Origin of the sequence: Blastopirellula sediminis, assembly GCF_020966755.1 — a bacterium.
Classification (GTDB): domain Bacteria; phylum Planctomycetota; class Planctomycetia; order Pirellulales; family Pirellulaceae; genus Blastopirellula; species Blastopirellula sediminis.
In genome coordinates, this window is record NZ_JAJKFT010000010.1 from 922533 (window position 1) to 936838 (window position 14306).

Annotated in this window: 10 protein-coding genes and 1 tRNA gene; 4 read left to right on the plus strand and 7 right to left on the minus strand. The window is 58.8% G+C overall.

Annotation, left to right across the window (positions count from 1 at the left end):
• Positions 1–575: 575 nt before the first annotated feature.
• On the minus strand, positions 576–2129 hold the full coding sequence (locus LOC68_RS15385; RefSeq protein WP_230220342.1) for a hypothetical protein: 1554 nt from the start codon (positions 2127–2129) through the stop codon (positions 576–578).
• Positions 2130–2310: 181 nt separating this feature from the next.
• On the opposite strand from LOC68_RS15385, the gene LOC68_RS15390 reads away from it, so the two are divergent.
• Positions 2311–2754 carry a Dps family protein gene (locus LOC68_RS15390; protein ID WP_230220344.1) on the plus strand — a complete coding sequence of 148 codons (444 nt, stop codon included), beginning with the start codon at positions 2311–2313 and terminating at the stop codon, positions 2752–2754.
• A 515-nt stretch (positions 2755–3269) separates the two neighbouring features.
• Here LOC68_RS15390 and LOC68_RS15395 read toward each other — a convergent pair.
• Positions 3270–4061 carry a sugar phosphate isomerase/epimerase family protein gene (locus tag LOC68_RS15395; protein WP_230220346.1) on the minus strand — a complete coding sequence of 264 codons (792 nt, stop codon included), beginning with the start codon at positions 4059–4061 and terminating at the stop codon, positions 3270–3272.
• Between the two features lie 170 nt (positions 4062–4231).
• On the opposite strand from LOC68_RS15395, the gene LOC68_RS15400 reads away from it, so the two are divergent.
• On the plus strand, positions 4232–6898 hold the full coding sequence (locus LOC68_RS15400) for a hypothetical protein (protein ID WP_230220347.1): 2667 nt from the start codon (positions 4232–4234) through the stop codon (positions 6896–6898).
• A gap of 9 nt (positions 6899–6907) precedes the next feature.
• Here LOC68_RS15400 and LOC68_RS15405 read toward each other — a convergent pair whose 3' ends face one another.
• The 5 genes from LOC68_RS15405 to LOC68_RS15425 form a co-directional block, all read right to left on the minus strand.
• The gene (locus LOC68_RS15405) at positions 6908–7339 is read right to left on the minus strand and encodes a hypothetical protein (protein WP_230220348.1); all 432 of its coding nucleotides are present in this window, start codon (positions 7337–7339) and stop codon (positions 6908–6910) included.
• 154 nt (positions 7340–7493) lie between these two features.
• Positions 7494–8171 carry a response regulator transcription factor gene (locus LOC68_RS15410; RefSeq protein WP_230220349.1) on the minus strand — a complete coding sequence of 226 codons (678 nt, stop codon included), beginning with the start codon at positions 8169–8171 and terminating at the stop codon, positions 7494–7496.
• Positions 8172–8898: 727 nt separating this feature from the next.
• Positions 8899–10629 (minus strand): biosynthetic-type acetolactate synthase large subunit, encoded by a 1731-nt coding sequence (gene ilvB / locus LOC68_RS15415; RefSeq protein ID WP_230225153.1) that lies wholly within the window; start codon positions 10627–10629, stop codon positions 8899–8901.
• A 306-nt stretch (positions 10630–10935) separates the two neighbouring features.
• A complete protein-coding gene (locus tag LOC68_RS15420) occupies positions 10936–11853 on the minus strand; it encodes an NAD(P)-dependent oxidoreductase (RefSeq protein ID WP_230220350.1) in 918 nt (305 codons plus the stop codon).
• An 83-nt stretch (positions 11854–11936) separates the two neighbouring features.
• Positions 11937–12395, minus strand: coding sequence for a CbiX/SirB N-terminal domain-containing protein (locus LOC68_RS15425; protein ID WP_230220351.1), 459 nt, complete (start codon positions 12393–12395; stop codon positions 11937–11939).
• Between the two features lie 132 nt (positions 12396–12527).
• Between LOC68_RS15425 and LOC68_RS15430 the strand changes: the two genes are divergently transcribed.
• A complete protein-coding gene (locus tag LOC68_RS15430) occupies positions 12528–14084 on the plus strand; it encodes an AEC family transporter (RefSeq protein WP_230220352.1) in 1557 nt (518 codons plus the stop codon).
• Positions 14085–14173: 89 nt separating this feature from the next.
• Positions 14174–14247, plus strand: a tRNA-Arg gene (locus LOC68_RS15435).
• Positions 14248–14306 lie beyond the last annotated feature (59 nt).

Below are 14306 nucleotides of genomic sequence, written 5' to 3' on the forward strand. Positions count from 1 at the left end.
ACACTCTTGAGATCCGTTACGGGGAGGACAGCAAAAAATCTCTATTTTTTTGTAAATGCAAGAATTCGCCCATTGCGCTGACAATCAGAGGAAAGAAAGGCCCATTAAATTGCATAAATAGTCTGTACTTTCTTGCCTTCGTACATCTGGCGACGGGTACGCCAAGAGGAATTCAGCCAAATCAGCAGATTTCGGAGTCGCCGACTTGGCTCGATCTAGCCCCGTGAATCGCCTACTGCGTCAGTTCAAAACTGACTTCATTTGCCCGTCAGCGGCGTCGAGTTGATGCTGCGAAACTGCTTTGGCAAATTCGGCATCTCTTTTGGCTGCAAAGCGGAGGACGGGTTCGCGCCAAGCGAGACTTCAACTTCCGGCGGAATGATGACGACCTTGTACTGGCCAGGCGTGATGCCGCCGGCGGCCGCGACTTCAATGGACCCATCGGCGTCCAGAAAGGGATGTATCTCGACATAAGCCCCCGGAAGAGCTTTTTGGGAGAAACTCCCATTCCAGCCACATCAGGGTGCACCAATGAGGCCATCTCGGTCGCTCGGCGGAAATCGGTGGCCGCTAGATTACTCTCCGATCGGTTGCCCCAGCTTTTGCGCCCAAGCGGCAATCGCTTGGTACTTGGGGGAATCGGCCGGGTCTTCGTCGAGCGATTGTAGCGCGCCCCAGCTACCCCATTTCGACCAACTGCCAACCGAAGAGAAGTAGCAGAAGATTCCGCCTCCGTTGGCTTCCCACGCGGCGAAGTACTTGGCGTAGATCTCTCCCAAACGGGGATTGGAGTTCGCGGCGTGCAACAGCTTGGTCAGCTCTTCATTGCTCTCCCCACCACCGACGCCCACAAAGTGCTGTCCCCCTTCGTAAGCCAACAGCTGTAACTTGTGCTTGGCGGCCAACTGATGGTTTTCTTCCATCCACTTCGTGCACTCGGGAAGGGAATGCTGCTCGGCATGATCGAGCAGTCGGTCGACGGTCCAGCTGGCGACTTCCTCCGACGAAGGCTTTCCCGTGGGACTCAGGTTCATGCTCAAGTAGGGAGCGATCGCCAGCGCGTCGGCCTGCTTCGCCGCATCGCGAAAGTTGAGGATCTGCTGGGCGACGTAGGGGTTGGCCGCCTGGGAAGGTAGAACGCGGACGAGGCGCTGCCGGCCGAATTCCTTTTGCCAGATCTGGAAGATCTCGACCGAGCGATAGGCGGTGTAATACCAGGCCGCTTCCCAGGCCTTGTCGGCAAAGCCGAGCTTCTGCCCCTGTTCGGCGGCGTAGCGGTTCTGCTGGAATTGGCCGTTCCAGACTTCGTTGGAGTACTCGATATAGACCTTCCGCTGCGGATCAAGCTTCTCCTTGGTCTGCGCCGCGAAACGTCGGACGTAATCGTCATCCGCCTTGTGCGGCATACAAAACCAAGCGTCGCACTCCAGCCGATTGACCAGGTCGACCATCGCTTCCAAAGGAACTCCATGTTGCGACCAGGTCGCATCTTCCATCGTTGGGCGCTCGGCCCAGGTCGAGATGGTCGAGTCGTTGGTATGCATGAAGTCCATGAAGCGGAGGCAGGCGACGCCACGCCACAGCTTCAAAAACGCCGGATTCCACGGCTCCTGCTCATACGTCTCGACATGCCCCGGCATGATGACGCGAATATTGCGGAGGTAGTCGCTTTTGTCGGTCTCCCGAATCTGCAGGGAGAATCCGCCGCGGCCTGCGTCGACGTTCAGCGTCAATCGCCCTGGCTCTTCCGACGTCACCTCGGCGGCGCCGGAAAAATCGAGCTTTCCTTTCCCGTCATACAGAACCGTAAAGTCGCCTGACGGATAGTGACCTCCTTGAATCGTGCACAAGGGAGACTCGGCCCAGCAGCCAGACTCCAGACTTTTGACCCATCCATGTTCATCGAGCGCGAGCTCCGGCCCTTGACCCCACGGCGATCCTTGCTGTTGACTGACCCAAGGTCGCGACTGGCGGAAGACGTCGACGAACGGCAGTTCGGTATTCCAATCAACCGGCCCGGCCAGATTCATGCCGAGACTCGCCTTGGATTTGGCGGCCGGTTCAGCAGCCAATAGCGGCGAGACGAATAGCAAACAGAAGAGGAGGGCGGGGCAAAGGCGAACAATCATCGCGAGGCTTTCGTTCGGTTCGTATCGGGGCGGAGTTGAACCAGCAGGATCGCTTCAAGATAGCTGGTGGAACTACCGAAGTCACGTTTCCACGGCTGCGCCCCAATTGGCCCCTAATTGCCGCAGTCGTATGATGAAAGTCGAGCCCTGCGACAGAACGTCACCTCTGGAGATTTCCCCAATGAGCGATCATGGCGCCGCGAAGGAACTAGGCAAGTTGTTGGCCGACTACGCCGTCTTCTATCAAAAGCTGCGCGGCTATCACTGGAACGTCGTCGGCAAAGATTTCTTTCCGCTGCACGCCAAGTTTGAAGAGTTGTACGACGCCGCGGCCGAAGGAATTGATGAGTTGGCTGAACGGATTCGCGGCCTCGGCGCTAATCCTCCTTGCACCCTCGCCGAATTCCTCGAACTGACGACGCTGACTGAAGACAACTCGCAAGCGTCGGCCGAAGCGATGGTCGCCAACCTGTATTCCGACATGGGCAAACTGAACGAGCACGTGAAAAAGGTGCACGCCCATGCCGACGAAATCGGCGACACCGGCACCGTGATCATTCTCGAAGACTTTATCGTCAGTCTCGAAAAAGAACGCTGGATGCTCAGTTCTTACTTGCAGGCGTAACTTCCGAGAAGAATAGAACACGGAGGCCACGGATGAATCACGGAGAAACACGGTAAGAAATAAGAATCGGCGGTGAGAAAAGTCGGCGAGTTCCGTTACGGCGGGATTCGGATAAACCGCTATCTCGACTCTCTTTTCTTACCGCGTTTCTTTCCGTGCTCTTCGCCGTGGCGTCCGTGTTCTATTTCTTTCTTTTGCAGGCAAGAAACAAAAAAAGGCGATCCGGCCAGCGGGGGCAAACTTGGGGGAATTGCCGGCCGGGATCGCCTAGTGCGGGAAACGTCAAATAGAACGGGCCGCATTCGTTCGGGCAAAAATCTTGCGGTCATTTCCTTCGACGCCTCAATTGTTCGCCTCCTTAGGAAAGAAGTCCACTTCCCAGCGATGTGGTTTTCCGCACCAGCAGCGGCGAATTCACCGCAAAAGAAACACGCGCAGCGCGTCCCCCACCAAACGGGCGACTTCTCTCGACATGATCGTCATACTTGGATCGAAGTCGACGGTGAGATAACGCACTAACCAGCGTGCGGAACCAATTGGCGCAGATACTCGAGCGACTGCTCGACCTCGGCGAGCGGATACTCGGGGTTCTCGCGCACGACGGTGAGATAGCCGTTATAGCTGGCGTCATCCAGCAGCGTCAGCAACATCGGGAAATCGGCCGAGCCTCGACCAAGTTCGACTTCGATGCCGCGGCCGATCGCCAGATCGCGGACGCCGTCGCGGGCAACCACATGTCGCACATGCTTCAGCAGCACTTCGAGCGACTCGCGTGCGGAGAATCCGTTAACGATCAGCGCCCCTGGATCGAACTCGACTCCCAAGAGTCCATCGGGCAAAACGTTGAGCAAGCGATTAAGATCTTCGGCCGATTGCGGCCCCGTTTTGGCCGTCATAAAGACGCCGTTTTGATGAGCGTAACGCCCAATTTCGGACATCACGTCCCGCAGCAGCGTGAACTTCTCGTCGGTCTCTTCGGCCGGAATGCGACCGATGTGATTGGTCAAAAGTGGGGCGCCCAGTTTGTAGGCGCAGTCGATCGCCTCTTTGGTCGCGGCGATCCGTCGCTCCAAATCGTCCGAATCGTTGTAACCGCGGCGCGTCGGATAACTCGCGGCGGAGATCTTCAGATTCAAATCGTCGAGCAGTTTCCGAAACTGGCGAATCCCCGTTTGCGACAATTCGCGGGGGAGAATCTCGGTGCGGAGGTCAATTTCGACGCCGCGAGCCCCCAGCTCCGAAGCGACTTGCAGCGCTTTGCGGACCGGAAGACGGAGGGAGCGAAGTTGAACGCCGAAACGAAACATAACGATTGTCGCGATTGTCAGGATTGTCGGATACAAAAAGGGACTGCCGCAGCTTGCCGGCGACAGGTCCGTCTGGCTTTATCCGTGGAATAAGCCAAGTTTTCAAGTACCTTTGCGCCCAGCATTTACGTGCAGCGCCGATTTTCGCTCCTTTTGCGCCCTTGTGCGATATGAATTCGCTTTTGCTGCTGCCGTTGTTGCTCGCCGCGATGCCTCAGGCCGAGGCTCCGATCGACGCGCGCCATCCCGAAGCGATCCAGCTCTACCATTGCGACTTTTCGCAAAACTTCGACCTCAATTACGACGAATGGCCCGATCAATGGACGCGTCGCGGCGGAGTCGGTTTTCCGCGCTATCTTGATATCAAAGTCACCGAAGAGGACTCGGCGGTCGGCGATCGCTCGCTGAAGATGTCGCTCGACGGCGGCTCGGCGGCGATCTATAGCCCGCCGATCGAAGCGCGAGAAATCTTCAGCTACGTTCTCGAAGCGCGGATGCGGACCGAAGGGCTGAAGTACGACAAAGCGTTTCTCTCGATCACCTTCTTCGACGCCAAAGAGCAACCGATCGAGACGTTCTACTCCGAGCGTTTCCGCGAAACCGGCGGTTGGATCAAACTGCGCGTCGGGCCGGTCGCGCCCGTATCGACCGACGTCGCGATGGCGGTGATCGGTCTGCATATCGAACCGGCCGGCAAGATCGACGAAGACCTGACCGGCGCCGTCTTCTTTGACGACATCTGGTTCGCTCGCTTGCCGAAGATGACCCTCGCTACGCCTGACGGCACGCACGTCTTCTCCGACCCGAGCAATATCGACATCATCTGCGAAGTATCCGGCATCGTCGAGCGCGATCCGCGGATCGTGTTTGAGCTGGTCGACGTCGGCCGGCAGTCGCTCGCCAAGATGGAAAGCCGCTTGAACGGCAAAGTGGTCGCCCGCAAATCGAATCTGGCGTCCGAGTTATTCGGGAAGCAGGCGCAGGCGACCGTCAATTGGGACATCGGCTACGCCGGCAAGATGGACTGGAAGCCGCCGATCACGCAGTACGGGTTCTATGAGATCCACGCCACCATGATCGGCAGCACAGGGCTGATGCATCGCCGCGTGATTTCGGTTGCGGTCGTCCCGGACGAACTTCCTCCGTCGACCGGCGAATTCGGCTGGTCGCTCCGCGACGGCGAAGCGCCGCTCGATATGACCAACATGGGCAATCTGCTGACCAAGGTCGGCGTGAACTGGGTCAAGTTCCCGGTCTGGTACGGCGAGAACCAAAAGGAACGCGCCAATGAAGTCGCGCGGTTCGCCGAACGTCTGAAGAAAAACCATATCGAAATGATCGCGCTGGTCGACAAGCCGCCGGAGGATATCCGCTACTTGTTCGGCGAGAACGACAACTTGCTGGTCGCCAGCATCTTCGCCGAACCGATTCTGTGGCGACCTTATCTCGAACCGGTGATGACCCGGTTGTCGCTGAAGGTCCGCTATTGGCAGTTGGGTTCGGATGAGGACGTCAGCTTCGTCGGCTATCGCAACTTGCTGGAGAAGCTGGAACAGATCCACGCCGAACTGCGCAAGTCGGGACAAGACATTCGCCTGGGCGTGCCGTGGCGATGGATGGCCGAGACGCCGTCGGCCCGCAAGCTGCCGTGGGAATTCCTGGCTTATTCCATCATCCCGCAAAACGGGGACGTCAATGACGTCATCCCGCTGACCAAGGACGAGCTAGGCTCTTACCTCGATAGTTCGAAGGGCCCGACGCAGCGGTTCGTCACGATCTATCCGCTGGCGCGTTCCAAATACACGACGAACGAACGAGCCCGCGACTTGCTTGAAAAGATGCTGTCGGCCAAGATCCACCATGCCGAAGCGGTCTTCATTCCGCGCCCGTTCGATCATGAATATGGCGTAATGAACGAAGACGGTTCGCCGAGCGAATTGCTCCTCCCGTGGCGAACGACCGCGCAGATGATCTCCGGCGCGACGTACTTGGGCCAACTGCAGCTTCCCAACGACAGCAACAACCACGTCTTTACCCGCGACGGCTCGACGACGATGGTGATCTGGAACGATCGCCCGGTGACCGAGACGATTTACCTGGGAGACGACGTCGAAGTGGTCGACCTGTGGGGCCGCCGGGTGAAGCCGACGCAGGACGAACATCGCCAGGTGATCGAGGTCGGACCAATTCCGATGTTTATCGTCGGCATGAACGAGTCGGTCGCCAAGATGCGGATGAGCTGCCAGTTTGACCCGGCGGTGCTCAGCAGCAATTTCGGCATTCCCCAACGTCTAAAGCTGTCGACGAAGAACGAGTTTCCGCAAAGCCTGAGCGGCGTCGTGCGAATCGTCGGTCCCGACGTCTGGGAAATCACGCCGGACGTGACGCCGTTCAAATTGTCGCTCGGCGGCGAATACGCCAACATGCTCAGCATCTTGCTCCGCAACGACGCTTCGAGCGGTTACCAGCGCGTGCGGCTCGATTTTGAAATCGAAGCGGACAAGACCTACAAGTTCAGCGTCTATCGCCGCATCTTGATCGGCAGCGGGATGCTGAACGTAGAGTCTTCCTGCCATCTCGACGAAGCGACCGGCGACCTGGTCATTGAAGCGGAACTGCTCAAACAGGACGACGACTTCTCGACCTTCGACTGCATGCTGTTCGCCCCGGGGCGTAAACGGATGCAAACGCGCGTGACGAACATGTCGCGGGGGCGGAAGACCGTCACCTACCGAATTCCGAATGGCGCCGATCTGCTGGGTACGAACCTGCTCTTGCAGATTCGCGAAATCGGCGGCGTCCGGATCTTCAATCATCGCGTCGTCGCCGCGCCCTGACGCCGAGCGCTACTCCCAGTTCAGCGCGTCGAGCGTACGCGCCAAACGGACCGCTTCGCGGAAGGGAGAGAGGGTCCACTGCGGCTTGTACCGAATGGCGAAGTAGAAATCGACGTCGTATTGCAACGTCACCAGGACCACCGTTTGCGAACGGGGCGTCAACTCGACGCACAACGTTTGTCGCGCTCGCGATTCGGCGCCGATTAGACTTCCCCATAGATGACCGCGGCGGAAATGAAGACCCGGGGCGTGACTCGTGCGGTGAAATCCAACGCCCTTGTAGAAGTCGACGATCCGCTGCGAAAGCGTGTCGGAGGGCGCCACTTGAAACTGATAGCGATCGACGAATCCGCTCCAAATGAAACCAGACGGACATTCGGCCCGAATCAGTTCGCCTGATTCTACCGCTTGCGGCGACGCGTATGGATTCAGTTCGGGCATACGAGCGGACCTTCTAGCATCGACAAACGCCATCCTTTGATGATGACGCCGATTCGAGCGAACGACAAGCGATTTGCGGTACTGGGCGCGCTCGTAAAATGGATGCTAGCTTGGGGCGAGAGACGCCCTGTTCGCGTCTCTGCGAGTTCCGCTCTTAGTCGCTGCCGCGGGTCGACGCCGCTTCTTCACCCGAATGAACCGGCATCAGCGGGACGTCAGCAACCAGTTCGCCCAACAGCCCGGTCGTTACGGCCAAATCAAACAGCCGGGACTTGGTCGAGATCTTGAGCTTGCGAAAGATGCTGGAGCGACGGAATTGCACCGTCCGCAGGCTCAGCTGGATCTGGTCGGCGATCTCCTGATTCGTTCGACCGGCGATCATCAGCCGCATCACATGCGACTCTTCCTTGGTCAAGTTCTTCAGCTTTCGCCGACCGGCGTCGCATTGCTCTTGCTTCTGCTGCCGAGAATAAGCGGCTCCAACGGCCGTCCGAATCGCGGCCAGCAGTTCTTCGCTGCGGCACGGCTTTTTCAACACGGTCGTCGCGCCCAAATGCATCGCCTGCACGACAAGCGAAACGTCGGCGACATCGGTCAGAAAGACCGCCTCTATCGAAACCGGCAAGGTGCGAACGTGTCGGAGCAGGCCGATGTGTTCAGCGTTTAGTTTTAGCAACAGGCAACCGCAGGACCCCGGTTGAAGGAGGCCGAGAAGTTGTTCGTTTCTTTGGATCGAGACGAGCGGCAGCGAGATCGATTCAACCAACCGTTGAAGCGAATCTATCACCGGCATCTCGTCGTCAACGAGGTAAAGCGATGGGACGTTCGTCATGGACTTCCAGCTACGGGCAAAATGTCTCACGCCGCGCAGTTCTCCTGCGCTGCCTTCTATGCCGATAGTGTGCTGCCCATAGCTTTGCCATCTCTAGCAACGCCGCATCATGCTTCGCTACGCAAAGAAACTTTGCGAGGTGGCTTCTGACGTCCTGCTATGCCAGAAACCGAAGTCGTGACGTGCTGATTGTAGAGACGCGCGATTAATTGCGACAAGTGGAAGGTGTAATGAGACGTGTTATCGGAATGCACGACAACTATAGCATACGATTACATTGGGCAAAAACCTGAATTTCCGCACAATTCCATCCCTTACTGCGCAAACCCAGCCTTCAGGGGAGCGAGATCTGCCACAATCGCGCACGGGTTTGGCCATACGCCTTTTGCGGAAAAACTACAAATGGACCGATTTCTCCACCGCTTTACGCGATCCCAAGTAAGTCGGATCAATTCCCCCTGCTTCTTTTTCGGCTTGCACTTCTACAGCCGTGAAGTCCAGCTTGCTCATGCACAATGCTACCAATTGTCACGCATCAAGGATGCGTTAACTAATCAACTCGGAAACCTCATCCATTGTTTCAAATTTGTTCCCCAAAAGCTCTGGACCACGAAGTTACTTTGCGAACAAATAAGCGGCGTATCAACGATAGAAAATGCGCGCAAAAAAAGCTGGTCCCTGCGGACCAGCTTTTCACGTTGTCGTTCGATTGCAGCGGAATGCCCGCTTACTCTTTGATGATGTCGTTGACCGTCATGCCCGACGGAATCATCGGCAACACTTGTTCCTGATACGGAACCTGCACGTCCAGGACGTACGGGCCATCGTAGTTGATCATCTCTTCGAGCGCCGCTCGCAAATCGGCTTTGCGGCTGACGGTGGCGCCGCCGCAACCAAAGCCCTTGGCGATCTTCACGAAGTCGGGGTAACGTTCGGCCGCGTAACGCTCCGAGCCGTCGCCGGTCGCTTCCGGATGATCGACCGGACCGAGGTAGGTGTGAGCGCGGTTGCCGGCCATGAAGCGATCTTCCCACTGCACCACCATGCCAAGGTGCTGATTGTTGAGCAGCATCACTTTGACCGGCAGCTTTTCGCAGTAGCAGGTCGCCAGCTCTTGGATGTTCATCGTGAAGCTGCCGTCCCCTTCGATGTCGATGCAGAGGGCGTTCGGGAAAGCCGCTTGAGCTCCCATCGCCGCCGGCAGGCCGAAGCCCATCGTGCCGAGACCGCTGCTGCTGAGCCACGTGCGAGGCTTGGTGAACTTGTAGAACTGCGCGGCCCACATCTGGTGCTGACCGACGCCGACCGAGATGATCGTGTCCCGTTCTTTGCACAGGGCGTTCAGTTCCGAAATCGCGTGCTGCTGCAGAATGCCGTCAAACGACGTGTCGTACTTCAGCGGCTCGTCTTTCTTCCACTTCGCACACTGGGCGACCCATTCCGAAATGTCTTCCGGCTTCTCCACAACGTCGTTGAGCATCCGCAGCGCCGGCTTCAGGTCGCTGACGACCGGGAAGTGAGCCAGCTTGTTCTTGTTGATCTCGGACGGATCAATGTCGATGTGGATGATCTTGGCGCCCTTGGCGAATTCGGCCAGTTTGCCGGTCACGCGATCGTCAAAACGAACGCCGAGCGAGATCAACAGGTCGCAGTGCTGCACCGCGTAGTTGGCGTAGACCGTGCCGTGCATCCCCAGCATGTCCATGCTCAGGGCGTCGTCGCCTGGATACGTCCCCAAACCCATCACCGTGGTGGTGATCGGAATACCGGTCTTGGCGACCAGTTCACGCAGTTCATCCGACGCGCCGGAAGTGATGATCCCGCCGCCGGCGTAGATCATCGGACGCTTGGCCCGCTTGATCGCCGCCGCGATCTGCTTGATCTGTTCCGGCTTGGCGATGCGCGTTTCCAGGTTGTAGCCCGGCAGATTCATCGGGCAGTCCCAATCGGGAACGATCTGCTCCAGCTGGACATCTTTCGGAATGTCGATCAGCACCGGGCCCGGACGACCGGTCGAAGCGATGTGGAACGCTTCCTTCATGATCCGGGTCAGGTCGGCGATGTCGGTGACCAAGTAGTGATGCTTGGTGATGCCGCGACAAACTTCGACGATCGGCGTTTCCTGGAACGCGTCGGAGCCGATGACGGCTCGCGGCACCTGAGCGGTGATCGCGACCATCGGAATGCTGTCGAGCTTGGCGTCGGCGATCGCCGTCACCAGGTTCGTAGCGCCGGGACCGCTGGTCGCCATGCAGACGCCCACTTTGCCGGTCGTGCGGGCGACCCCTTGGGCGGCGAAACCGCCACCTTGTTCATGCCGCGGCAGGATCGTGCGGATCTTGTCTTTGTAGCGCGTCAGCGACTGGTGCAGCGGCATGCTGCAACCGCCCGGATAGGCGAAGATGACGTCTACGCCGTGCCGTACCAACGATTCGATCATGATGTCGGCGCCAAGCATCAGTCCCGTGTCGGTCGCGGTAGTAGCGTTCACCTAAATTAACTCCGGTAGCAGTAACAGAAAGAATTGGGATCGCCCCTGGCGACCCCAGCCGTATTGATTGCAACGTATAAGGATAGGCGAGTCGCCCCTTTGGTTCAACCAATTGAACAACTTCTCGCGCCCCCCGAAATCCGGGGCAAATGGGCGCACCGCCCTTATATCGACGGGCGCACGCAGATTCTTCGCAGATAGACCATCCGGCAGGGGTAGACCGTTTTTGCGGGAAATTAACCCATGCTTTCTGGCTTTTGGGTCAACGGCCGCTTATCGGTTCTTCCAATCGACGCCGCTCAGCTGTGATAGAGCCAAAAAGAGGGCCTGGGTTCCGTCTCGGCCATGCCCTTGAGCTTTCACCCCCTGATAGAGCTGCTCGGCCAGCGCCAGCCCCGGCAGCGCGATTCCCATCCGTCGCGCTTCGGCCAGCGCGATACCCATATCCTTGACGAAATGCTCGACGAAAAAGCCAGGGTCAAAGTTATTGGCGATGATCCGCGGAGCCAGATTGGTCAGCGACCAACTGCCGGCAGCGCCCGAGCCGACCGACTTTAGGACCGTCTCCAAATCGAGTCCCGCCTTGTAGCCGTAGAGGAGCCCTTCGCAGACCGCGATCATCCCCGAGGCGATCAGCGTCTGGTTGACCATCTTGGTGTGCTGACCGGCGCCGGGTCCACCTTGGCGGACGATCGTTTTCCCCATCGCTTCCCAGCAGGGATTCAGCGCGGTAACGACCTCTTCGTCGCCGCCGATCATGATCGACAGCCGGGCTTCCTTCGCGCCGATGTCGCCCCCAGAAACCGGCGCGTCAACGCTCACGACTCCCTTTTCTGCGGCGATTTCCGCGATATGGACCGCCAACGACGGCTCGCTGGTCGTCATGTCGACGATCACGTTTCCTGCTTTCGACCCCGCCAAAACACCTTCCTCTCCCAGGATCACGTGCCGCACGTCGTGCGGAAATCCCACGATCGCGAAGACGACGTCGCTCGCTTCGGCGACCGCTTTGGGCGTATCGCCCCACTTAGCCCCTTTGCTCAGCAGCCCCTCGGCTTTCGCTTTCGTCCGGTTGTAGACCGTCGCCGAGAACCCGGCGTCGATCAGATGGCCGCACATGCTGGAGCCCATCACGCCGGTACCAATCCAGCCGATCTTCGTTTGGCCAGGAACAATCGAAATCGCGGGCATGATTCTCTCTCGCAGGGAAGGGTGGAAAGCGGTTTGCGGAGGCGCAACTTAAAGGATCAGCGACCGAAAGTACAGCAGCGACGTCACTCAAGCAGACGGCAACGCGTCTGTTCGTCACAGACCCCGCACGAAACCTCTTCGCCACGGCAGCGAGCCAGACAGACGTCGATCCGCTCGGCCATGATCTCCGCCATCTTGGTATGTAAACCAAGCGGTGCAGTCACCAGGTGCCGGACGCCGGGATGGGCAGCGGCCGCTTCGGCGGCCAGCCGCGGGATATCTTCGCTCCAATGCCGTCCCGGCGACAAGAAGTAGGGATGGACGATCACCAGGTTCGCGCCCTGAGCGACGCACTTCGCGAAAGCGGCGGCGATCGACGGTTCGGCCAATTCCATGTGGGCCGCTTCCACGATCTCGCGCCCCGTCGTTTGGCGGAAGAGCTGCACCACATCCAGCAGCAATTCGTTGCTAGCCGCGCGTCGGCTCCCATGATCGACGACAACGATGCCGATCGTTTCGTTAGGAGATGATTCGCTGTTCAAGCGAATTTCCTTCGTCTTGTGGAGAAAAACAGAGTCACCTAGGTCCCTTTATCTTCGACGGTTACCCACATGCTGGCAACCGCCAAGGCGCCGTTGTGAAGCTACGGAAAGGGAACTATTCTGACCATAGCCATGATCGATCAAATACCAACCATCCTGGGTCTCACCATCGCCGTCTTTCTGGTGATGTCGATTGGGGGAACGGCGCGGCATCTCGGCTGGCTCACCCGCGAAGCGGATGAGGGGATGCTGAAGCTCTGCATCCGCGTGTTGGTTCCCTGCCTGATCTTTCGCTCGGTCGTCGGCAATCCTGCGTTCGACAACGCCACCAATATCTTCATGCCGCCGCTGTTCGGTTTCCTCAGCGTCGCCGCCGGCACGCTGATCGCCGCTTGGATCGGACGGGTGACCGGTCGCTTTACCGGCATGCTCGACGCCAAAACCTACAGCTCGTTCGGCGTCTGCGTCGGGATCTTCAACTACGGCTTCGTGCCGCTGCCGCTTGTCGAGAACCTGTTCGGCAAGGACGCCCTCGGCGTGTTGTTCCTGCACAACGTCGGCGTCGAACTCGCCATTTGGACGATCTGCGTCGGTCTGGTCGCCGGCGGACTCTCCAAGGGATGGTGGAAGCATGTCGCCAATCCTCCCAGCATCACGATCGTCGTCGCCCTCGCGGTTAACTTCCTGGGATTGGGACCTTACATTCCCGAAATGATCCTCCAGGTGATGAAGACCCTCAGCACGGCGGCGATCCCGATGATGATGCTGCTGATCGGGGCCAACTTCTTCGATCAGATCACCGGCGGCGATGCGACCAACGGCAAGAGCGAAAGCTTTTGGGGAACCGCCGGCCTGGCGGTGCTGCTCCGCTGCGGCATCTTCCCGGTCTTCTATCTGATGGCCGCCGCGATGCTGCCGATCTCGCGCGAACTGAAGCAAGTCGCCGCGATCGAAGCGGCGATGCCGGCCGCCGTCTTTCCAATTGTGCTCACGCGACTCTACGGCGGCGAGCCTCGCATCGCGCTCCGGGTAACGATCGCGACCACCGTCGTCGGGCTGGTGACGATCCCGCTCTGGATCTCGTCGGCGATCGGCGTATTGGAACTACAAGACTCGCTGATCCACGTCAGCGTCGAAAGCGACGCGTCCCCGGCCGACGCCGAACCTCCCAAGGCGGCCGATCCCAAGTCATCGCCAACGACCACTGCCGCGCCGGTAAACGAAGCGGCGACGCTCGATCCCGAAGTGGTCGAAGTTGACGCCCAGACGATCGCCGGCCTCAAGGTCAGCACCAACAACCTGAACGAGACGAACTCGCTGACCGGCAAGATCCGCCAGCTTTACAATCGCTACTTCTCCGAAAAAATCGGCGACCTCCTGCCGAACCCTTCGCCCCGCTACGCCGTCTATCACAATTACCAGAAGCAAAGCGACGGCGACTACGCGCTGCTGGTCGGCGGCGCCGTCGAAGAGCCTCCCAGCGACAAGCTGGAAACGACGACGATCGCCCCTGGCAAATACCTGAAGTTCCAGGCCAAGGGGAAACAGCCCGAAGCGGTCATCAAAGCCTGGCGACAAATCGCGGCCTACTTCCCCCAGAGCCCGCACCGCCGAGCCTACACGACCGACTTCGAGCGTTACGACGACCAGTCGCCGGAAACGGTCGAGATTTTCGTCTCGATCGAGTAGAGCAGGGGGGAACAACAAGTCCACGGCCCGAAAATTCCCCCCGCCGCTTCCCGCCGCCCCAAAGCGCGGGCTATAATCGCAAACAACACGTCCCCGTAGCTCAATTGGATAGAGTGTCGGCCTCCGAAGCCGAAGGTTAGTGGTTCGAATCCACTCGGGGATACTTTTTCTCTCTTGGCGGTCTGGCTCTTCCCTGACCGCATGTCATCGCCAGGCGGCACG